The organism is Flavobacterium sp. PLA-1-15 (assembly GCF_049060005.1).
Classification (GTDB): Bacteria; Bacteroidota; Bacteroidia; order Flavobacteriales; family Flavobacteriaceae; genus Flavobacterium.
In genome coordinates this window covers 1-22,717 of record NZ_JBMGQS010000020.1, presented here as the reverse complement: position 1 = coordinate 22,717, position 22,717 = coordinate 1, and the positions used below count along the sequence as shown (strand labels likewise).

The window sequence follows — 22,717 nt, the reverse complement described above, 5'->3', positions numbered from 1 at the left end:
AAAAGTACTGAAATTGTTTTGCATAAAAAAAGGGAGCTAAATGCTCCCCTTTTGTATTACTCTTTTATGAGTTTGAAATTTTTAGTTTTGCTCGAAACTTTGTCGGTTATCTTCAAAAGATAAACTCCTTCAGTTTGCGCAGATAAATCAATTGTAGACTGATTACTATTTGAACTTCCTTTTATGATGGTTTGTCCCAAGATATTATAGACTTCAAATTCAATATCCAAAGCATTGTCAAGTTTTAGATTGAAAATTCCTTTTGATGGATTTGGATACACTTTTATGAAATTACTTGATGTAAAATCATCTGTAGAAAGATTTTCTGATGCTCCAAAAGTGATTGATTCGCCTGTTTCAAAATTTCCACCTTGAATAATTATTTGATTGCTTATTGTTTTTAAAGAATAGCTTCCATTACCCTCTTCACAACAAATACCATCGCCATATTCGTCATTGATTTCAAAAGTATAACATCCGTCTGCCGGTAAATCGATTATTTGATTAAAGGTTGTGTTATCTGCATAATTTTCACCCGAAGCAATGACTACATCATTTGAATCTTTTAGCGACCAAGAGGTTTCCTCACCATATCCATCTGTAGTCAACTGAAATACCACTTGAGTAGTTTCATACGAAGTAGCGACGCTAAAGGCAACTGAGGCAGTATTGTCGGCTGGAAAACCATCTGTTGTATTATTAGGGTTTTCAATAATTGCATAGAAAGTGCTTTCGCTACTGGCTATATTCAATTGTCCAACAGATACCTCAGCACTTTGTCCTTGCAAAAGGTTTCCTGTCCAGTTGATCGTAGTTTGCGAACCTGTATTTAAATTATACTTAACTGTAGCCGATGTTAAAGCAGTGGAACCGTTATTGGTTATCTTGATTGTAGGACTAATTTGGCTTCCGCAAACTACGTTATTCAAACCTGCTATTGAAGCTTGCGCATTTACCGGATAAACCACTGAAGGCGGATATACATCTGCTGTCATTGCATTGGTATTGGTTGGATCCAGCCAATCTCTTAGTCGCGTTGCTGGAGTTGTTCCTGTATTCCAAGATGTATTCAATCTTCCGTAATCGTCATAACCACCATTATCAACCAATCCGCTGCATCCTGAAGAACCACCCCAAAGCTGGCCAATAATTCTTCCCTGGTTATTGAAAAGTGGCGAACCGGAAGAACCGCCTTCTGTTACACCTTGTGTCCAATCGTTTACTCTCCAAACATTTCCGCCAGCATCCTGCGAAGTTGGAGCTCCATTATCCAGACATACTTTCATGATTGCTCCAGCCGGGTGATGAATTCCAAAAACGGATGGTGGCGCAGTTGTTCCTCTGTCCCATCCTGCCCATTTAACATCCCAAGTTGCAGGTATTGCGGAATTAATTTGAACCAAACAGAAATCAGATTCTGTACGTCTGGCTCTTAATGTTGCTCCACTAATTGTTAGGTGCCCTGTCATATTTGTACTTGCAGCATTCTGAGCACAAACTGGATTCGGGCTGATCCACTTGAACCTGAACGACCAAGTGGCTGGATTAGAATAGCAGTGATTAGCCGTTAAAAAGTATGGAGTTCCATTATTACTCGTATTGTTGATTAAAGCTCCAGTACAGAAGCTATCGCCACCAGTTATCATTAATCCTACCGATTTCTTGTTTACATTTTTTAATGCGTCAATAGCACCCATCGTACAATCTACGTCGTAATTACATTTCCCAGCAGAATTCAAATCATCGTCAACCGCTTTTTCATTTTCATCAGATGTTCTGTATCCATGGATTACTTTAAATACTTCCAGCTTTCCTTGATTGAATTGTGCTTTTGGCTCATAATATTCCAAGAAAATATCTTCTCCATTAACCAACCAAGTTCCTAAAACTCTTTGATCGTTATTTTGCTTAGAATCATAAGCTCCCAATAAATCGGTACGATTATTATTGTACAAGTACAAGGTTGCGCCTTCCGGCATATAAAAATCGCTGAAAATAAAATTCATCGTTTTGGCTCCATTTGATTGGAAACGAATCCTCCAAATTCTATCACCATTTTCAAGAGTAGTCCACTCGCCTGAATTTCCAAGATTATAGTCTACGATGATTTCTTGTCCAAAACGCCAAGGCAAATCCTTTCGCTGATCGTTCACCAAATCCTCTGCTTGTAATTTTTTCAGATTAATTTCCGGAAGAACTATCGGGGTAATTTTAGCTGTATTTCTAAGGCTCCAACTCTTTGGCTTACCCTCATTTGTAACTTGTGCGTTCATTCCATAAATGGAAAACAAAATGCACAAAAACGCAATCTTAAATTTCATTTTCTAACAATTTTATTAAATTTTTGTAAAACTATAAAAAAAGCGGATACCTAAAATTTTATTGCTTGCTTTTTTATCTTTGCAGAAAAAACATGCACTTCATATCACAAGAATTAGAAGACTACGTTTCCCATCATTCTGAAAATGAACCGGCACTTTTGACTGCCTTAAACAGAGAAACACATCAGAAGATTTTACTGCCAAGAATGTTGAGCGGTCATTTTCAGGGACGTGTTTTGAGTATGTTGTCCAAATTGATTCGACCTTTGAATATTTTAGAAATCGGAACTTATACCGGTTATGCAACTTTATGCCTTTGTGAAGGAATGCAAGAAAACGGAACAGTTGACACCATTGACATCAATGAAGAGTTAATGGATTTCCAGAAAAAATATTTTGATTTATCGGATTGGAAAGGACAAATCTTTCAGCATTTAGGAAATGCTACACAGATTATTCCAAATTTGGACAAAAAATATGATTTGGTTTTTGTGGATGCCGACAAGGAAAATTATTTAAATTATTTTGAAATTATTCTTCCTAAAATGAATAAAGGCGGCATCATCCTTTCGGATAATGTGTTGTGGAGCGGGAAAGTTCTGGAAACACCAAATCCCAAAGATTTGAGCACAAATGTCTTGTTGGAATACAACAAAAAACTGAAAGAAGACCCAAGGGTTGAAACAGTTTTGTTGCCAATTAGAGATGGACTGACTGTCAGTAGGGTACTTTAAAAATAAAAAAACGCTTTCTAGATGAAAGCGTTTTTATTTTGTTTATCGGTCAAGTTGTATTTATTGTTGAAATAACAAAATAGTTTATAAAAACCGAAACCTGTTGTTGTTCCAAAAAGATAACCAACCAAAATATCGCCGGGGAAATGCAATCCCAAATAGATTCTGGTATAAGCGAAAATCAATGGAAAAAAGAAAATAAGGAAGGCGTATTTATAGTATTTTCTTAAGATTAAAAATAAAATCAAGATGGAACCACTCGAATTTGAAGCGTGTCCGGAAAAGAAACTCCAGCTGTGGCTTCCCTTTACAAAACGGATGACGTCTTTTAATTCCGGATCGTTTACTGGTCTATAGCGTTCAACTGTGTTTTTTACCAAGTTAGTCATCTGATCGGTGAAAACAAAGAAAACGGTTAAAACCAAAACCAATAATAAAAACTGTTTTGGACTTATTTTTTTTAGAAGAAGATAAATAAGAAACAAGAAGAAAGGCCACCAGTTGAGTTGCTTGGTTGCATATAGAAAAAAGCCATCCCAACTTTCAGAACCCAATCCGTTAAGATAGACCAGTAGATCCCTATCGAACTGTAACAACTGCTCGAACATTATCGCTGTCTTTTGATAGGTCCGGTCATGTCTTCGATGTTTTCCTTGGCTTTGTTGATTTCGGTTTCGATATCGCCGGTAACGGAAGTCATATCCAAAGGCTTGTCGAGATTATTATCGGATATCATCTTATTGAAACCTTGCTTCACGTTATCAATTTCTTCTGTGAAACCGCCTGTTAGGCTGTTTTTATCGAAGCCACTTTCTTCGGCACTTCTATGGATTTCACTTTTGATATCGTTAGTTGCATTTTTCAATTGTGCCATTCCTTTACCTAAAGTTCGTGCAATGTCTGGTACTTTATCGGCACCAAAAAGCATTACGACAATCATTATGATAAAAATTATTTCCGAACCACCAATTCCAAACATCTTGCTTTTTTTGAGGTTACAAAGTTAACTAAAAAATGGTTTTAGGCTTTGCCAATTCTCTTAAGATTTTCCCATTTTATAAATTAACAACTTAATCAAATTTTGATTTCACGGCTTCTTTTGGCCATGTATTATTGGTTACATCAATATCAGCAGTAAGTAATTTCGGGTCAATTACTATTTTGGAAATCTTCTTTTCAGTTGCAAAAACTCGGCTTACTTCCTTATCATTCAAACGCCAGATTTGTGCTGGAAATGAATGATTTTCGGTTGTTCCATCTTCAAATGTAAGTTCTACCAAAATAGGCATAACCAATTCTCCAGGTTTATCAAAAGTGACTTGATAGAAATAGTTTGGAGTTTTTAACTTAGTTCTTTCTTCTGCTGTGAAATTTGATTTCAGATATTCCTCCAAAGGCTTGATGTCTTCAATTTTCAAGGCTTTTGTTTTTCCGTTACTGTCTTCAATCATATACACCATTTTTCCTTCGAGGTTAAACCTGTTTCTTCGAGATGGCTGTTCCACTTTGATTCCGGCAGGCGCTTTATCGGTTACGACAAAACTTTTTACTTCCTTGATTCCGATGTCATTCACCCAAGTGGTATAAAACCATCCTCTCCAAAACCAGTCTAAATCTACAGCTGAGGCATCTTCCATCGTTCTGAAAAAATCTTCGGGTGTCGGATGTTTGAATTTCCATCGGTTGGCATAGGTTTTAAAGGCGAAATCAAACAATTCCCTTCCCATTACCACTTCTCTCAAAATATTCAAACCAGTTGCAGGCTTCGCATAAGCATTGTTCCCGAATTGACGGATGTTTTCGGAATTCGTCATAATCGGTTCCAAGCCAGATTGTTCGCCACTCATATAAGGAACAATAAGTTTCGCAGGTCCTCTTCTGGTTGGAAAATCGGCTTGAAATTCTAATTCTGTCAAATACTGTAAAAACGTGTTTAAACCTTCGTCCATCCAGCTCCACTGGCGTTCATCGGAATTGACAATCATCGGGAAATAATTATGCCCAACTTCGTGGATGATTACGCCAATCATTCCATATTTTACACCATCTGAAGTGGTTCCGTCTTTCTCTGGTCGTCCGAAATTCCAGCAAATCATCGGATATTCCATTCCTTGGTCTTGGGCATTTACGGAAACTGCCTTTGGATACGGATAATCGAATGTATACTTTGAATAACTTCTTAAAGTATGGGCTACCACTCGTGTAGAATATTGTTCCCAAAGCGGATTTCCTTCTTTCGGATACAATGAAGTCGCCATCACATCCTTGTCGCCTAATTTCACGGCCATTGCATCAAAAATGAATTTTCTGGAGGTTGAAATTCCAAAATCGCGCACATTTTCTGCCTTGAATTTCCATGTTTTCTTTTTATCCGAAAAACCTTTTTCGGCTTGCATCGCTTCGGCTTGTGTGACAATAATCACGGGATTGTCATAGGATTTTTCAGCTTGGGCATATCGCTTTAATTGTTCTGAAGTAAAAACCTCTTTTGGGTTTTGCAAAACACCAGTCGCTTCCATGATGTGGTCAGCTGGAACGGTAATATTCACTTCGTAATTCCCGAATGTCAAGGCGAATTCACCACTTCCCCAGAATTGCATGTTCTGCCACCCTTCAACATCGTTGTAAACTGCCATTCGAGGATAAAACTGTGCCAAAACATATAAATTATTACCATCTTCAAAACGTTCATAACCCGAACGACCACCTTGAACCATGTAATTATTGATGTTGTACCACCATTTTATAGTAAACGAAATCTTTTCGCCGTGCAACAAAGGTTTCGGCAAATCGATACGCATCATAGTTTCGTTTACCGTGTAGAGCAAGGCCTTTCCGCTTGCGTCTTTTACATATTCAATCTTGAAACCGCCATCAAATTTTTCTTCCAGATAATTTTTAGAAAAACCTTGAACGCTTATCGCAGGGTCAACCGAATTGCTGTTTCTTTTTTTGGTAACCGAGTTTGGATTTTGAGAATTCTGATCCAATTGAATCCAGAGATAATCCAATTGTTCTTTTGCGTTGTTGTGATAGGTGATGGTTTCTACTCCATCCAGACGTGCTTTTTTATCATCCAAAACAAGGTCCATTTTATAATCGGCTTGTTGCTGGTAGTATTCTGGACCAGGAGCTCCCGAGGCGGTGCGATACATGTTTGGAGTCGCCAAAAGGTCATACATCTGGCGGAATTTATCGGTAGTGGGTTCTGATTTTTGCTTATCGGTTTCTTTTTGTTGTGCAAAAGCAATTTGAAAAACGAACAAAAACAGCAAGATGGTATATTTTTTCATAACACTAAAAATTGATGCCTTAGGAAAAGCAAAGCCCTAAAAGTAATTATTTTGTTTGGATTTTTTAAAACTTTAAGATTTCAGTAAAGCTTTCGCCCTCGAACATCAGGCTTTTCTTTTTGCCGTTGATGTTGGTTTGGATGATGTTTTGCTGGTCGGAATTTAAATCCAAGAGCACTTTGTTCTGTATTTCGATGGAAGTAATTTTTGAAATAGCAGTTATCCTAAAATAGCAAACCACCACATTATTGTCAATTTCCTTGCTCAAGAAATGAATCTCTTTTGGCTTTCCGTTGATTTTGATGGAAAAATTTTCCTCGATGTACTTTTTCATCATCGAAACATCTTCCTCACTTTCGTTAGGTTCTCCGATGTTGACTCTTTTTTTGAATTTCTTTTCCAAAACAAAATTCAAATCGTCCATAAAAATACGGGACGTGATTTGAAGCATTTTTTTCTCGGGAACAAAATTGATCTGGTAAATGGAAACATAGAATTTATGCACTCCAAAAGACGAGAACGCAACAAACAAAACCCCTAAAAACAATAGAAAACCTTTCTTTTTCATCTGCCAAAAATACTATTTCTTTTCGAGCGATTTGAGGTATTCCGGTTTTTTAGAAATCAGAAAATCGACCAATTCAAATTCTTTGTTGGCATATAATAAACCCTGGGCCCTTGGATCATTTTCACAATAGGCCAAGAAAAGTCCAATTTGGTCTTTCTTTAATTTCAAGGTGTCCAAGAAAAAACCTTCGGATAATTTTTCTTGAACGGCTACGGGGAATATTTTACTGGACGTGAATTCAACTTTTTTATCCTTCTTTTTCCCTTTGAATAGCCCAAACATTTGAACAATTTTAATTAGATCGGGTTGGTAAAGTGTTTCAACGTGCCCCGGCCCTCGAATTGCAGTATTTAGCGCAGAAGTTTGTCCATCAGCCTCAAACTCCTGATTTAATGCATCTTTCATATTGATTTTCATATCAATTTGAGTGACTTTTATATTCTTACTGTCCTTATCCAAATCACCCGTGAGTGAATTTGGGTCGATGATCACTTCATCGAGCTGCATAATATGACTTTTTAATTTTATGCGAAGAATCTTCATCTTAAAATCAGAAGAGTTTAAAACAACCGATTTCGAAGAATAATTCATACTCGTAAAAACCAAGGTATCTTTTTCCCTAGCGTGTAAACTAAAATTTCCCTCATTATCCGAAACAGAATAACGGTTTGTGGTTTTATTCGTTATGGTAATGCCCTCAACTGTAATAGAGTCGGAAATGATTTGTCCATAAAGAATTTCACGCGGCAGTTGCTGTGCAAAAAAAATTTGCGTGATAAAGAGCAAAACGAATGTAAGGGTATTATTTTTCATTTGATATTTTATTAAATTCCAAAGCCAATCCTCCTATTAAAAAAGTCGTGAGCACCTTATTTCTTGAGTTCAAGGCTTCGATGAAACGTTCGTTGTAAATTGCATAATACTGAAATCCTTTGATGGATTCTTTCTTGATTTTTAATTTTTCAGTGTAATATTTATCGTCGTACAAATTGCGAAGTTTTTGGAGCAGGAATTCTTTTTTCTCTACCTCTCCTTCCTTCTTCAACATGGCCGTTCTTCCAGAAATCCAATTAATCAAGGGATCCAAACCTAGGGAACCTCCCATCATTGTTCCGACATTTGCCGTGGGATACATGGCTGTAGCGGTTTTCAATCTTCTTTCTGCCGGTGTGTATATTTTGGCGGGCCTGGAAAGAATTCCCAAACTAACTGCATTTATATTCGAATAATTTCGCACCTCCACTTCATCCAATTGCGTTACTTTTGAAGTCATCTCAATAATGATGGCACCTGAAGTATAATCTTCCTCTTCAATAAATTTCCGCATGTGATCCAAATGTGTAGCCGAGAACACAAGCAAATCTTCGGGTTTAACCATAATGGTAAATTCACCTTTACTGTCGGTCAGCACTTCCTTTTCAGTCACAAGATTGACAACCCGGACACCAGAGACCATTGCATCCTTTACCACTATTTTTCCTTTGAGAAGCTTTGCCTCTTGAGAAAAAACAAATTGTGTGACTATCAAAACAACAAAAAGAAAACTATTTTTCATTTAGCAGATTGTATTTTTGAGCAATTTCTATAATCAAGAATGTGGCCAGCATTTTGTTTTTTGCATCCAATGCTTCGGGAAACCGTGAATCTTCCACCAAGAAATAATGAAACCCTTTGATTCTTTCTTTTTCGATTCCAAGATTCTGAAGGTAGAATTCATCGGGATAAAGTCCGTCCAACTTGTCCAGCATAAACTCTCTTTTTTCAATCTCTACACCTTTTTCAAGCATTTTTGTTCTGCCCGAAAGATAATTGATCAAGGCATCCACAGGAGAACTTGTTGCTCCAAAAAGCCTTCGTTCGGCTGGAGTATACTCCTTCGCTGGTTTCGATAAGATTCCTAAAGCAACTGCGTTCACGCCCGAATAGTTCTTCACCACAACTTCATCCAATTTATTGATTTTAGAAGTCATTTGTATTGTAATGAAACCAGAATCATAATCGTCTTGTTCCACTATCTTTCGCATATAATCTAAATAATCTGCCGAAAAAACCAGCAAATCATCTGGCTTTACTAAGATACTAAATTCTCCCTTCCTATTGGTTATTGTTTCTTTTTCGTTTGATAAATTTATTACGCGGATATCACTGACTTTGGCATCTTTCACTACAACTTTGCCATTGATTATTTTTTCCTCCTGAGAAAAACAAAATTGTACACTGAAAACCAAAAAAAACAGGAAACTACTTTTTTTCATCTGAAATTAAATTATTGTATTCTACGGAAAGCTGGCTCATTGAAAACGAAATCTGGGTTTCATTGCTTTTTTCCAAAAGCGTTACAAAAGCATCATCTTCAAGCAGATAATATTTAAAACCATCCACATAATCGGCATTGATTTTTAATTTTTTTATATAGAAATCAGTTTCATACAGTTCATCCAGCTTAGAAAGATACTGTTCTTTTTGTTCAATCCTAATTTGCTCCTTCAATCTTTTCGTGCGTCCGTTTATGGCGTTCAAAACAGGATCAAAAGGCATCGAACCTCCAAGTATCTGCAATAAATGTATAGGCTTAAAATCTCCGGCAGTTTGCAATTTCCGTTCAGCCGGTGTGTATGTTTTTACGCCATTGGTAATACCCAGATTTTCTGCATTGAGATGAGAATAATTCCTCACTTCAACTTCATCCAATTCATTGATTTTGGAAGTCATTTCAACTCTAATTTGAGCAGAATCATAATCCGATGGCTCTATAATCTTTCGCATGTAATCCAGATGATTGGCCGAAAAAACCAACAAATCATCCGGTTTTGCCAAGATTGAAAAAACTCCTTTACTGTCCGAAACAGTTTCTTTTTCGTTCATCAAGTTAATGACATGAACTCCTTGAGGCGTAGCATCTTTTATTACAATCAAACCATGAAGAAGCTTCTCATTTTGCGAAAAAACGAATTGGGAAATAAAATAAAAGATCAGGAAAGTAGCTTTACTCATAGGCGATTGAACTTTTATATTTTACCGCCAATTCTGCCAAAACAAAATGCAAAACCGTCTTGTTTTTTCCTTCTAATAATTGAACAAACCTTTTGTTTTCCACCAAGAAATATTGGAATCCTTTTATATATTCTGATGGCACTTTTAATTTTTCAACCAAAATTACATCTTCAAACAATTCTTCAATTTTTGTCAGCCAGAATTCCTTCTTTTCCGTTTCCACATTTCGCTTCAACTCAGCAGTTCTTCCTGAAAACATATTTAAAATAGGATCAACCGTCAAAAAACCTTTGCTTGCCGATTTCAATTTTCTTTCGGCTGGTGTATATTTTTTTTGATCTGCCGAAACAATTCCCAACGAAACCGCATTGATATGATTATAATTGATGACGGTAACTTCACTTAATTGTGTTGCAACGGTTTCGAGCTTTACAAACAACAAATCCTTTTGCAAATCTTCTTCACAAACCAATACTTTCAAACCTTTAATATTGACACCCGAAAACATCAGCGTATCGCCTTCTTTGGCATCAATCGAAAAATAGCCACTAGTCTGCGTCTTCTTGAACTTTTCGGTTTGCATATTAATCACGTCGATGTCTTCAAGATTATAAAGTTCGGCCATCACTTTTCCGTTCAGATTTTTCCTGACCGTTTCCTGTGACCACAAATTTTGCGATACAGCGAGAACGAAAATCAAACCGAACTGAAATCTTTTCATTTTGAAAGGTGTAGTATTTGTTTTCGGTAAAAGTATCGTAATCCCTTCCAAATTAATTATTAATGCCTTTGTAAAGTTATGTTAATTAAAAAAAGTATAAATCCTTACAGAAACACTTCCAAGATTTTTATCTTTAACCATTATTTATTAATTCCTTATGAAAAACCTCATCATTGCCAGTACTTCAACTCTACACGGAGGCGAATATTTGGAATATATTTTACCCGAATTAAAGCTTCATTTCCAAAATTGCAAAACAATTATCTTTATTCCTTTTGCCCGTCCAGGCGGCATTTCCCACGATGCTTATACTGAAAAAGTAAAGCAGGCTTTCGCCAAAATCAATCTAGATGTAAAAGGCTTACACGAATTTGAAAACCCTGTTAAAGCCATCAATCAGGCTGAAGGGATTTTTACAGGCGGAGGAAATACGTTTTTATTGGTGTCGCAATTGTATAAATTCAATTTGATGAACGTTTTGGCAGATGCCGTAAAAAATGGAATCCCGTATCTGGGAACAAGTGCCGGAAGCAACATCACGGGACTATCGATGCAAACCACGAACGACATGCCAATAATTTATCCGCCAAGCTTTCAAACGTTGGGATTGATTCCGTTCAATTTGAACCCGCATTATTTGGATCCAGAACCGAATTCTACACACATGGGCGAAACGCGCGAAACCAGAATTAAGGAGTTTCATCAATTCAACAGCATTCCTGTTTTAGGGTTGAGAGAAGGAAGTTGGCTCGATGTAAAAGGTGATAAAATCGTTTTGAAAGGAACTTTGACGGCTCGACTTTTCAAACAAAATCAAATTCCAGAAGAATTGGAAAGCGGAAGTGATTTGAGTTTTCTCGGACGCTAAACTATAAAGCATAAAAAAAGCCTCTAACAATGTTAGAGGCTTTTGAGCGGAAGACGAGGCTCGAACTCGCGACAACCAGCTTGGAAGGCTGGAGCTCTACCAACTGAGCTACTTCCGCTTATCAACGGTGCAAATATACACAAACTTTTTTCTTACCTGCAAGCTTTTTTTCAAAAAAATTACTGCTTTTTGCTTCAAAAATTTACTTTAAGAACATAATTCATTTACAATTAAAAAGTTATCGGCTGAAAAATTTTTATTTTTTTTTCTCAAAAACACCAATCTGAATGCGGATTGAGGAACTTTAATCATCTTTTCTAGACTAAAGCGTCACTAAAAAAAATCAAAACAAACTTCTTTTCTATCTGTTTAGTGCATTTGAAGCATGAGAAATGAAAAACGGCACTTATTCAAAATAGAATAAGTGCCGTTTTTATCATTTTAAAAATATCTTTATGAAATCTGTCCTATAGAAATCTTTTTGTCTGAAGAAGGATGATAGATATAAAGACATGATTTATCCTTAATTGTATTGATGATTTCCTTTGTCATTCCAACTGGAATCGCTGGACAACCAAGACTTCTACCCAAACGTTTGTTTTGTTTGATGAACGATTCTGCTACATAATCGGCTCCGTGGATCACAACTGCTCTTGCTCTGGCTTTGTCGTTCACACCTTTTTCAAGTCCGTCTAATTTAAGCGATAATCCATGTTTTCCTTGATATACTTCGCCAGTTGCATAAAAACCTAAACTGCTTTTATACGATTCTGGCTGATTGGAAAACGATTTTGCAAATTCATCGCCTGTATTTCTTCCGTGAGCCACTAAAGAATTATACAAGACAGTATTGGTTGTCAAATCGATAATCCAAAGTCTTTTTGTATTTGAAGACATACTGAAATCAATCAAAGTCAAAATATCTCTTTTGATTTTTCCTTTTTCTTTCAAATCGTAGAAACCTTCCAAGGCTTTTGTAAAAGTCCCTAATTTAGGCAATGAGAGATTGTTAGAATTTAAATTGTTGTACAAAGATTCTGCTTTTGAAGCGAAACTTGTTTTAGTAGTTGAAGCAATTAATTTAGGCTCTGTAGGTTTTATTTCGTTTGAACTAAAAGAAGTAAAAAGAAATAATAAAATCGGGGCTATTTTGTAAATCATTGAATGTGTTTAGGTTATACAATTTTTACGGGTTGCAAATATTAGACCAAAATTTATTAAATCAAAATAACTCACTGACTTTAACAATCTTATAATATTTGCATAATATCTTATAAAACGAGATTTTTCAAAATTTATTATCTATAAAACTGTTAACGTTGGTTAAATTATTATTTTTGTCTCCCCAGATTGAAATTTATGCACCAACTTTCCCGAGTCTTTTTAACACTCACATTATTAATTGTTTCCGCATCCTACAGCCAAAAAAAGTCTGTTGATGCAAAATCCATATCGGAAAAGATTACAATAAATGGCGAGCTGGACGAAAACATTTGGAACACTGCAAAAGTTGCTACTGATTTTGTAATGTTGGAACCCGACAACGGTGTTCCGATAGCTACTGAGAAAAAAACCGAAGTCAGGATACTATACGATAATGAAGCAATTTATGTTGCCGCATTATTATACGACAACCAACCCGATTTGATTTTAAAAGAAATGACCCAGCGTGACAATTTTGGAACGGCAGATCATTTCGGGATCTACATCAATGGCTTTAATGACGGACAACAAGACTTCAGGTTTTATGTGAGTGCGGCGGGAGTACAGATGGATTGTCTTGCAACCGAAGCAAACGAAGATTATTCCTGGGATGCGATTTGGAGCAGTAGCGTAAACATTACAGAATTTGGCTGGGTGGTAGAAATGAGGATTCCATACGCCGCACTTCGTTTTTCTGAAGAAGACAAGCAAACTTGGGGTTTGAATTTATACCGAGAAATAAAACGTGATCGCCAAAAATATACTTGGAGTCCGCTTGACATGAAAATTGGTGCCTTCTTGCCTCAGGCGGGAATCTTGGAAGGTATTGAAAACATAAAACCACCCGTTCGCCTTTTCTTTATTCCGTATGCTTCCTATTATTACGAAAAGAACGAAACTACTTCCAATCATACCTTTAAGGGCGGAATGGACATCAAATACGGCATCAACGATTCCTTTACTTTAGATGCGATCTTGGTTCCCGATTTCGGGCAAACCGTCTACGACAATGTGCAACTGAACCTTGGTCCGTTTGAACAACAATTCAATGAAAATCGACCATTTTTTACCGAAGGAACTGATCTTTTCAACAAAGGAGGTTTGTTGTATTCGAGAAGAATCGGCGGAAGCCCATCCACTTATGCTTACAGCGATAATCCTGATGAAGAGGTGAAAAATCCAACATCGGTGAATCTGATTAATGCTTTAAAGATTTCCGGCAGAACAAAAAACGGATTGGGAGTTGGTGTTTTGAATGCCATAACCGAACGGACATTTGCCACCGTTGAAAACAAAGTTTCCGGCACTAAACGCGAAATTGAAGTGGAACCGATGTCCAATTATAATGTTTTTGTTTTAGACCAACGTTTCAATCAAAACTCATCTGTGGCTTTTGTCAATACCAATGTAACCCGAAATGGTCTCTATCGTGATGCAAATGTTTCGGCATTAGTTTATGATTTGAATACTAAAAACAACAAATACAATCTTTCGGGCGATTTCAAATACAGCTATATCAACCAATATGGCGATTCGGATGACACAAACGGTATCAATACCACTTTAGGATTTGCAAAAAAAGGAGGCCATTGGCGTTACAGTGCTGGAGCAAATTATGTTTCTGACGAATATGATTCTAATGATTTGGGCATCCTGTTCATCAATAATTATCACGGCGGCTATGGAAATTTGAGCTACAGGATCTTGAATCCTACGGGAATCTTTAACACCTTTAAAATAAATACCAATTATTATATAGAGCTTCACAACACAACTGGAAGAGCGCAGCAGGCCCAAATCAATATCGATGTAACTTCTAATACTCGAAAGAACGATTACATTAGCTATGCCTTGTACATAAATCCTTTTGAAACCTACGATTTTTATGAAGCCCGAATGAGCGGAAGATTTGTAAACCTACCGAAAAATGTTTACAACGAGCTTTATTTTTCGTCCAACTACAACCGTCCGTTTGCATTGGATATCAATTTATACAGCACGATAACGAATGAACCAAACCGTGAGAATTACGGAATTACGGTTGCCCCAAGATTACGAGTAAGCGACAAACTTTTATTGAATCTTTCCGGAAATGTTTACAATCAGAAAAGTGATAAGGGTTGGATTACTTTTGATGGAAACGACATCATTTTTGCCGAAAGGGACCGAAAAACATATACCCTGCAACCAAGTGCAAAATATGCCATTAGCCCAACCATGACAGTGAATCTATCTGCTCGTTATTATTGGTCGTATGCTGAAAACAAGCAATTTTTGAATTTGCAAGAAAATGGAAGCCTGACGCCAAATACCACTTTTACAGAAAACAGAAATTCTGATTTTAGTACTTGGAATTTGGATTTGTCGTACTCCTGGTGGTTTGCTCCTGGTAGTCAATTATCGGTTTTGTATCGAAACAATGCCTCTAATTTCAGCAGAGATATCAACAGAGATGTTCGCAATAATTTTAGCAATTTATTCGAAAACAACCTCAACAACATCTTCTCGGTAAGCTTCCGATATTTCATAGATTACAACTCTATCAAAAATGCTTTCTAAGGTTTAAAACACTATACCGTTTTCGTAATTTATCGCAATATACATTTCTGCATCAACCTTTTTTAACATTGAAATCTTTTATCTTTGTGTAAAATAATTTCAAAATGAACAAAAAAGTAATCCTTATGATCCTTGACGGATGGGGAAAATCGCCCGACCCAAAAGTTTCAGCCATTGATAATGCAAACACTCCTTTCATTGACAGTCTATATACAAAATACCCAAGCGCGCAACTAAGAACCGACGGTTTGAATGTTGGTCTTCCCGAAGGACAGATGGGAAATTCCGAGGTGGGACACATGAATCTTGGTGCCGGAAGAATCATCTATCAGGATTTGGCAAAGATTAATCTTGCTGTGGAAAATAAGACTTTGAATCAGGAAAAAGTGTTGGTGGATGCTTTTCAATATGCGAAGGACAACAACAACGATGTTCACTTTCTAGGTTTGGTTTCCGATGGTGGCGTGCATTCTCATATCGATCATTTGAAAGGTTTGGTAGATGCAACTCAGGATTTCGGTTTGGAGAAAGTATTCATCCATGCGTTTACGGATGGCCGTGATGTGGATCCTAAATCGGGCGCTTACTTTATTTCTTCATTGGAAAATCACATTAAGGATACAACTGTAAAATTGGCTTCGGTTGTAGGAAGATATTATGCAATGGACCGCGACAGACGTTGGGAAAGAGTAAAACTTGCCTACGATTTGATTGTAAACGGCGTGGGAACACCTTCTACAAATGCACTGGACAGTATCCATAATGATTACAACCAAGACATTACCGACGAGTTTTTGAAACCGATTGTAATGGTAGATGAAAACAACGAACCAATCGCAAAAGTAAAGGAAGGCGATGTGGTGATTTTCTTCAATTTTAGAACGGATAGAGGAAGACAACTGACCGAAGTTTTATCGCAAAATGACTGCCACGAACAGAACATGCACAAGCTGGATTTGTATTATGTAACGATGACCAACTACGATGATAATTTTGTGGGGATGCACGTTATCTACGACAAGGACAACATCACTGAAACCTTGGGAGAGGTTTTGGAGAAAAATAACAAAAAACAAATCCGTATTGCCGAAACGGAGAAATATCCACACGTGACTTTTTTCTTTTCTGGCGGTAGAGAAGAGCCTTTTATCGGCGAAAGCCGTATTTTAAAAAACTCTCCAAAGGTGGCGACTTACGATTTGAAACCTGAAATGAGTGCTTTCGATTTGACCGACGCCTTGGTTCCGGAATTGGAAAAGGAAGAAGTTGATTTTGTATGCCTGAACTTTGCAAACGGAGATATGGTTGGCCACACAGGTGTTATGGAAGCCGCCATCAAAGCATGTGAAGCGGTGGACAAATGTGTTGAAAGAGTGATTACAACTGCATTGGAACACAATTATACTACCATCGTAATTGCCGATCACGGAAATTGCGAAACGATTATCAATCCTGATGGTAGTCCGAATACGGCCCATACCACAAATCCAGTTCCGATTATCTTGGTGGACAAAGAATTGAAAACAATCCACGATGGGGTTTTGGGCGACATTGCTCCTACTATTCTGCATTTGATGGGAGTAGAAAAACCTGAAGTGATGAACAGACATTCTCTACTGTAATATATTCATTTACATCACATTCAACCAATATCTCATTCTATTCAATGGGATATTGGTTTTTATACAATAATTAACACTTATATCTGAAATAAATTTAAATTATTTCAAAATTTCTTACTTCCTTTGCTCCTCATTATCTATTAATTAGACAATTACGTTTCAATGAAAATAGTTCATAAAGTTCTTTTTACCCTTACTTTGTTCCTCATTCAATTTGCCAATGCCCAGGAAGGCGCTTCTTCTTGCAGTGAATTGCAGGCCAATTTTCAACAATATCAATCTTGTGCCACGAGCATCCCTTTTCAAAACACTACCAACAACAATAATGGAGAAACTTTTACAACCTCGTGCATCTTAGACCAATTTAAAGCTCCTACGTGGTTTTTCATGAAGATTCAAACATCAGGAAATATCTTTTTACAGATTGGACAAGTAAACAACGCTGGAGTTGGAACCGATGTTGACTTTGTACTCTGGGGTCCTTTTAACGACTTAAACAACATTTGTAGCCAATTGACTCTTGGCAAAGAAGTGGATTGCAGTTATGCTCCTGATAGTATCGAAAATGTTCAGATATTCAATGCCGTTCAGGGAGAATTTTATATTTTACTAGTAGACAATTATGATAATGTCCCTGGTCAAATTACAATAGCACAAACAGGAGGAACAGGAAGTTCAGATTGCAGCTTTCTATCGGCAGTGGATATCTTGGACAACGCAGGTAACGAGATCACCCAACCGAATTATTGCAAACCTGACACTAAGGACCTTGTTGCAACTATTGATATTGCCAACTTCCCTGGAAATCCTGCCGATTTAAGATTCAACTATAAATGGTTTAAAGATGGAGTTTTACTAACAAGTATAGCTGACTCAACAACAAGTACAAATACTTTGACAGCATCTGAAACAGGTCTCTATAAAGTAGAAATTACGGCTTATGACAGTACTGATCCAACTGTTAATCCAAGTCGATTGGAAGTTAGTGCCGATGAAATTCAACTGAACTTTTTTGACAAGCCTGCCTTGATTCCAGGTCCTCATACTTTACAACAATGCGATTTTATAGCTCCAAATAATGATGGTTTGGCTTCAGTAAACTTAACAGAATTGAGCAATGCGATTACAAACAATACAACCGGCATTACACTAAGCTATTTTACCGATGTCGCTTTGACACAACAAATTCCAGACCCGGCTGATTTTACAAATACAAACCCTTTTAACCAGACGATTTATGTTACAGGCGTAATTACTGGTCAGACATTTCCTTGTATATCCAACACAGCCGAAATTCAACTGACTGTAAATCCAACCAGTGTAGCTTCATATTCTAACATCCCTGCGGTTTGTCCTGTACTGAACACCAATTCAAATACGATAGATTTTGAAACGCAGAGAGCAATCATAAAAAATACTTTTTTTCCAACTACGAATGTTGAAATTGCTTTCTACAGAAACACGAGCGATGCTTCTTTGGAACAAAATGAAGTTACAAACGCATCAGAATTCATATCTGGAATCCATATCATTTATACACGAATTGAAACCGGAAATGATTGTGCCGGTATTGGTACTTTTGAAGTTGAAGTTTATGACAGTCCCGATCAGAATCCCGTTGCAACTATAGTCGTTTGTGAAGATGAAAACGTGATTTTGGCCAATAAAGATGCTGAGATTTTAGCTTTGCAAAGTCCTACGGTTCAGACGCGTTATTTTAGCACCTTTGAAAACGCAAGGGACAATATCAATCCTATAAATAAAAACTCAAATCTGAATCCTGCCGTTGGTAATTCAACCGTTTTTGTTCGATTAACAGACACTGCTAATCAATGTTTTTCAATTGTAGATTTTACGGTGAATGTTTTCGCTGTACCAAACATAACCAATCCTAGTCCGCTTGCTGCCTGTGGCGATGGCGCCTCAACCATCTTCAATTTAAATTCAAAAATTGCAGAAATCACTGGCAACAACGCTAATTATGTAGTTGCTTTTTATGCCACCCAAGCCGACCTCCTTGCTGATAATGCAATTCCGGATCCTGAAGCTTACACTTCCGTTTCGAAGACCCTATTTATAAAGGTTACTGACCCTACCGGAAATAACTGTAATGCCGAAACGACTATGGCAATAAATGTCATTCAGACACCAGGGATCAATACAACTCCTAGATTGCTTGAAGAATGTGACACAACAGGATTTCATGATTTTGATATAACAGAAAGAGAACCTATCTTAAGAGGAACAACACCGCTAAATGAAGTTGCTTTTAAATATTACATCAATTTGAGTGACGCAGAAGCAAATAACAGCAACACCATTAATACGCCAGAGGCATTTACGAATACTATAATTGATTACCAAAAAATATACATCCGTTTGAACAGCACTGTGAATTTTGACAGCCAAACAGGAATTGCCTGCCATAGGATCTATGAACAAGAGCTCTTTGTACGTCCGTATCCTGAAAATTTATTAAAAGATACTTCCTACAAGATTTGTATCGATATTGACGGAAATGTGATCAATCAGGCCTTTGTAGACGCCGGCCTTCCAGATTCAGAATATGCTTTCAGTTACTACAACGGATTTGATGCAATTGATGCAAACCGAATCATCAATGGAAACGAAAGAATTTTTACAACACCTTTTGCAGGAGAGTATTCAGTGAAAATAACAAACATTACAAACAGTGCCCTTTGTTCGACTGTTGCCAATTTTACTATTGAAAATACCTTGATACCATTTTCTATAAAAGGAGAACCTTCTCAATTGGTTGCATTTGGAATTGACAATACCATCACCGCCATTGCAACGCCTCAATCCGCTGATTTTGAATACATGCTTAATAACGAAGGATGGCAACAATCTAATGTTTTTACCAATGTTTCAGAAGGAATTTATATCCTCAGCGTTCGGAACAAGTTTGGCTGTGGCGAAATAAGTACATCTGTCGTAATCACCGATTATCCAAAATTCTTTACGCCAAACGGTGACGGCTACAATGATTATTGGAACATCGGCGGACGCATTGGCGTAGATGCTTTAAAGGTATACATATTTGACCGCGCAGGAAGGTTGATAAAAGACCTTACCAATAATGAATCTGGATGGGACGGAACCTATGAAGGCCGTCAGCTTCCGTCTGATGATTACTGGTTCAAGGTAATTTATTCCAAAAATGGCATAACAGGAGAATACATGAACCATTTCTCTTTAAAAAGATAATACCAAAAGACCCCGGACAAACATCCGGGGTCTTTTTTAGGTTTATCATATTTGGAACAGTTTAATTTTTTCTAAATATTTATAGAACGTTGTACAGCTGTACAACCCTCTAAAGCAAGTGCTTTTATACCTTGTACAACTGTACAACCCTTAAAAACAAGTGTAAATGCCACTTGTACAACTGCACAACCCTCTAAAGCAAGTGCTTTTGTGCCTTGTACAACTGTACAACCCTTAAAAACAAGTGTAAATGACACTTGTACAACTGTACAACCCTCTAAAGCAAGTGCTTTTATGCCTTGTACAGTTGTAACAGTTTTATATAAATCTGCCCAAAAACACAATATTAGATACAGCTGTATAGGTTTGGTTGAAATTACATCAAAAACGCTAAAATCTATACAGCTGTATTTTTCACTTCAAAAAACTGCCTTTCGATGTTTTCCTGATGCAATGGATGCGCAATTTTCACCATCTCCTTCATCCTTTGCTTCAGCGTCTTTCCGTACAAATCGGCAATACCGTTTTCAGTAATGATGTACTGAACGTGCGAACGCGTAGTAACCACTCCTGCCCCTTGACGAAGGAAGGGTACAATCCTGCTCTCGCCTCTTTTCGTAATCGACGGCAGTGCAATAATCGCTTTTCCACCCGCACTCAACGAGGCACCTCGTATAAAATCCATCTGGCCACCCACTCCCGAATACATCCTTGCACCGATAGAATCGGCACACACCTGTCCGGTAATATCGACCTCAATTGCCGAATTGATCGCAATCATTTTTGGATTTCTTCGGATAACCGCCGTATCGTTTACAAACGATGATTCGCGCATTTCCACAAATGGATTGTCGTTCACAAAATCATACAAGCGTTGCGAACCAATCAAAAAAGTAGCCAACGCACGGCCTCTCACAACACCTTTGTAGTTGCAATTGATGACATCGTTTTCAATTAAATCGACCACACCGTCCGAGAACATTTCGGTATGCAAACCCAAATTTTTATGATTCACCAGTTTGGTCAAGGCCGCATTCGGGATAGAACCGATTCCCATCTGCAACGTGCTTTCGTCTTCAATCAGCGATGCAATATAGGTTCCGATGCGGTCTTCTTCTGGCGAAATTAAGGCCATCTCATGACTGTGAATTGGCTCGTCTACTTCCACCAAATAATTGATTTCCGAAACATGGATAATGCCGTCGCCAAAAGTCCTTGGCATCCTCGGATTGACCTGCGCGATGACATACTGTGCATTTTCAATAGCGGCAACCGTAGCTTCAACCGAAACACCAAGCGAACAATAGCCGTGCTTATCTGGCATGGAAACGTGTATAAACGCGACGTCAATCTTTAAAACTTTTTTTCTAAACAGATGCGGTAATTCGCTCAAAAATACCGGCGTATAGGAACCATTTCCCGCTTGAAGCGTATGGCGCACATTCTTCCCAATAAAAAAGGAATTTACATGGAAACTCTCTGCAAGTTCGGGATTCGCATAGGGAGCCTCACCCTCCGTGTGCAAGTGGCAAATCTCCACATCTCTTAATTCTGATGCCCTTTCGGCCAATGCTTTTGTCAATACTGTTGGCGTGGCCGCAGCCGCCTGAACATATACTCTATCACTCGATTTTACAATCTTAACCGCTTCTTGGGCAGAAACATATTTACTCATACCTTTTAATTTTACTCAAAGTTAGGGCAGAAAATCCAGCCAAAAAATGACAAATCTCATATTACAAATAAATACTTACTTTTGCAGACAGACACGATCCGCCGCGGCGGAGAACTGAACGAAGTTAAATTTTCAGATATGATAATCCAAAAAACAAGAGAAGAAATAGAGTTGATGCGCGAAAGTGCCCTATTGGTTTCTAAAACACTGGGAATGATTGCGTCAGAAATCAAACCTGGAATTACGACGCTACAACTAGATAAAATGGCGGAAGCATTTATCCGCGATCATAATGCCGTACCGGGATTCCTGGGATTATACGGATGCCCATCTACACTTTTGACGAGTGTAAACGAACAAGTGGTACACGGCTTGCCAACCAACCGCCCGATTGAAGAGGGTGACATCGTTTCGGTAGATTGTGGTGCATTAAAGAATGATTTCTACGGAGATCATGCCTACACCTTTGAGATTGGCGAAGTAGCTCCCGAAACTAAGAAGTTATTGCAGGTTACAAAAGAATCCCTATACGTTGGAATCCGTCAATTCAAAGCCGGAAACCGTGTGGAAGATATCGGAAATGCCATCCAGACCTACACCGAAGCACAAGGATATGGCGTAGTTCGAGAATTGGTCGGACACGGCTTGGGCAGAAAGATGCACGAAGATCCAGAAGTTCCAAATTACGGAAAACGCGGTAGAGGAAAAATGTTTGTGGAAGGAATGGTAATCGCCATCGAACCGATGATCAACATGGGAACCCGCAACATCAAAACCCTAAAAGACGGCTGGACGATTGTAACGGCTGATAAAAAGCCTAGTGCGCATTTCGAACACGATGTGGCCTTGGTAGACGGAAAACCTGAATTGCTTTCTACTTATGCTTACATCTACCAAGCTTTGGGAATCACTTCGAATGAGGAGGATGAGT

19 protein-coding genes and 1 tRNA gene are annotated in these 22,717 nt (G+C 37.8%); 6 read left to right on the top strand and 14 right to left on the bottom strand.

Annotated elements, in window-relative coordinates:
- Window positions 1–56: 56 nt before the first annotated feature.
- Window positions 57–2,321, bottom strand: a complete 2,265-nt coding sequence (locus ACI6PS_RS11745) for a T9SS type A sorting domain-containing protein (protein ID WP_421012762.1) — start codon at window positions 2,319–2,321, stop codon at window positions 57–59.
- Window positions 2,322–2,413: 92 nt separating this feature from the next.
- On the opposite strand from ACI6PS_RS11745, the gene ACI6PS_RS11740 reads away from it, so the two are divergent.
- Window positions 2,414–3,055, top strand: coding sequence for an O-methyltransferase (locus tag ACI6PS_RS11740; RefSeq protein WP_421012761.1), 642 nt, complete (start codon window positions 2,414–2,416; stop codon window positions 3,053–3,055).
- Between the two features lie 17 nt (window positions 3,056–3,072).
- Here ACI6PS_RS11740 and ACI6PS_RS11735 read toward each other — a convergent pair whose 3' ends face one another.
- The 9 genes from ACI6PS_RS11735 to ACI6PS_RS11695 form a co-directional block, all read right to left on the bottom strand.
- Window positions 3,073–3,663 carry a phosphatase PAP2 family protein gene (locus ACI6PS_RS11735; RefSeq protein ID WP_421012760.1) on the bottom strand — a complete coding sequence of 197 codons (591 nt, stop codon included), beginning with the start codon at window positions 3,661–3,663 and terminating at the stop codon, window positions 3,073–3,075.
- Window positions 3,663–4,034 carry a Sec-independent protein translocase subunit TatA/TatB gene (locus tag ACI6PS_RS11730; RefSeq protein ID WP_421012759.1) on the bottom strand — a complete coding sequence of 124 codons (372 nt, stop codon included), beginning with the start codon at window positions 4,032–4,034 and terminating at the stop codon, window positions 3,663–3,665. Before ACI6PS_RS11730 ends, ACI6PS_RS11735 begins: the two co-directional genes overlap by 1 nt.
- Before the next feature lie 91 nt (window positions 4,035–4,125).
- Window positions 4,126–6,348, bottom strand: a complete 2,223-nt coding sequence (locus tag ACI6PS_RS11725; protein WP_421012758.1) for a M1 family metallopeptidase — start codon at window positions 6,346–6,348, stop codon at window positions 4,126–4,128.
- A gap of 64 nt (window positions 6,349–6,412) precedes the next feature.
- Window positions 6,413–6,916: a DUF6702 family protein gene (locus ACI6PS_RS11720; RefSeq protein ID WP_421012757.1), complete on the bottom strand. Its 504-nt coding sequence runs from the start codon at window positions 6,914–6,916 to the stop codon at window positions 6,413–6,415.
- Between the two features lie 12 nt (window positions 6,917–6,928).
- Window positions 6,929–7,729 (bottom strand): carboxypeptidase-like regulatory domain-containing protein, encoded by an 801-nt coding sequence (locus ACI6PS_RS11715; RefSeq protein WP_421012756.1) that lies wholly within the window; start codon window positions 7,727–7,729, stop codon window positions 6,929–6,931.
- Window positions 7,719–8,471 carry a hypothetical protein gene (locus tag ACI6PS_RS11710; RefSeq protein WP_421012755.1) on the bottom strand — a complete coding sequence of 251 codons (753 nt, stop codon included), beginning with the start codon at window positions 8,469–8,471 and terminating at the stop codon, window positions 7,719–7,721. Before ACI6PS_RS11710 ends, ACI6PS_RS11715 begins: the two co-directional genes overlap by 11 nt.
- Window positions 8,461–9,171: a hypothetical protein gene (locus ACI6PS_RS11705; protein ID WP_421012754.1), complete on the bottom strand. Its 711-nt coding sequence runs from the start codon at window positions 9,169–9,171 to the stop codon at window positions 8,461–8,463. Before ACI6PS_RS11705 ends, ACI6PS_RS11710 begins: the two co-directional genes overlap by 11 nt.
- Window positions 9,158–9,910 (bottom strand): hypothetical protein, encoded by a 753-nt coding sequence (locus ACI6PS_RS11700; RefSeq protein ID WP_421012753.1) that lies wholly within the window; start codon window positions 9,908–9,910, stop codon window positions 9,158–9,160. Before ACI6PS_RS11700 ends, ACI6PS_RS11705 begins: the two co-directional genes overlap by 14 nt.
- On the bottom strand, window positions 9,903–10,631 hold the full coding sequence (locus ACI6PS_RS11695; RefSeq protein WP_421012752.1) for a hypothetical protein: 729 nt from the start codon (window positions 10,629–10,631) through the stop codon (window positions 9,903–9,905). Before ACI6PS_RS11695 ends, ACI6PS_RS11700 begins: the two co-directional genes overlap by 8 nt.
- A gap of 157 nt (window positions 10,632–10,788) precedes the next feature.
- On the opposite strand from ACI6PS_RS11695, the gene pepE reads away from it, so the two are divergent.
- Window positions 10,789–11,499: a dipeptidase PepE gene (gene pepE / locus ACI6PS_RS11690; protein ID WP_421012751.1), complete on the top strand. Its 711-nt coding sequence runs from the start codon at window positions 10,789–10,791 to the stop codon at window positions 11,497–11,499.
- Window positions 11,500–11,544: 45 nt separating this feature from the next.
- On the opposite strand, the gene ACI6PS_RS11685 is transcribed toward pepE, so the two are convergent.
- Both ACI6PS_RS11685 and ACI6PS_RS11680 read right to left on the bottom strand, forming a co-directional pair.
- A tRNA-Gly gene (locus ACI6PS_RS11685) sits at window positions 11,545–11,617 on the bottom strand.
- Between the two features lie 335 nt (window positions 11,618–11,952).
- Window positions 11,953–12,660 carry a murein L,D-transpeptidase catalytic domain family protein gene (locus ACI6PS_RS11680; protein WP_421012750.1) on the bottom strand — a complete coding sequence of 236 codons (708 nt, stop codon included), beginning with the start codon at window positions 12,658–12,660 and terminating at the stop codon, window positions 11,953–11,955.
- A 198-nt stretch (window positions 12,661–12,858) separates the two neighbouring features.
- Between ACI6PS_RS11680 and ACI6PS_RS11675 the strand changes: the two genes are divergently transcribed.
- The 3 genes from ACI6PS_RS11675 (at window position 12,859) to ACI6PS_RS11665 (ending at window position 20,111) form a co-directional block, all read left to right on the top strand.
- Complete coding sequence (locus ACI6PS_RS11675) at window positions 12,859–15,261, top strand: DUF5916 domain-containing protein (RefSeq protein ID WP_421012749.1); 2,403 nt, start codon at window positions 12,859–12,861, stop codon at window positions 15,259–15,261.
- Window positions 15,262–15,365: 104 nt separating this feature from the next.
- Window positions 15,366–16,883, top strand: coding sequence for a 2,3-bisphosphoglycerate-independent phosphoglycerate mutase (gene gpmI, locus ACI6PS_RS11670; RefSeq protein WP_421012748.1), 1,518 nt, complete (start codon window positions 15,366–15,368; stop codon window positions 16,881–16,883).
- A 162-nt stretch (window positions 16,884–17,045) separates the two neighbouring features.
- Window positions 17,046–20,111, top strand: a complete 3,066-nt coding sequence (locus tag ACI6PS_RS11665; RefSeq protein WP_421012747.1) for a T9SS type B sorting domain-containing protein — start codon at window positions 17,046–17,048, stop codon at window positions 20,109–20,111.
- 71 nt (window positions 20,112–20,182) lie between these two features.
- On the opposite strand, the gene ACI6PS_RS11660 is transcribed toward ACI6PS_RS11665, so the two are convergent.
- Both ACI6PS_RS11660 and ACI6PS_RS11655 read right to left on the bottom strand, forming a co-directional pair.
- Window positions 20,183–20,455, bottom strand: coding sequence for a hypothetical protein (locus ACI6PS_RS11660; RefSeq protein WP_421012746.1), 273 nt, complete (start codon window positions 20,453–20,455; stop codon window positions 20,183–20,185).
- Between the two features lie 53 nt (window positions 20,456–20,508).
- Complete coding sequence (locus ACI6PS_RS11655; RefSeq protein ID WP_421012745.1) at window positions 20,509–21,786, bottom strand: acetyl-CoA hydrolase/transferase family protein; 1,278 nt, start codon at window positions 21,784–21,786, stop codon at window positions 20,509–20,511.
- Window positions 21,787–21,924: 138 nt separating this feature from the next.
- Here ACI6PS_RS11655 and map point away from each other — a divergent pair.
- On the top strand, window positions 21,925–22,717 hold a 793-nt coding region (gene map, locus ACI6PS_RS11650), incomplete at its 3' end, for a type I methionyl aminopeptidase (RefSeq protein ID WP_421012744.1).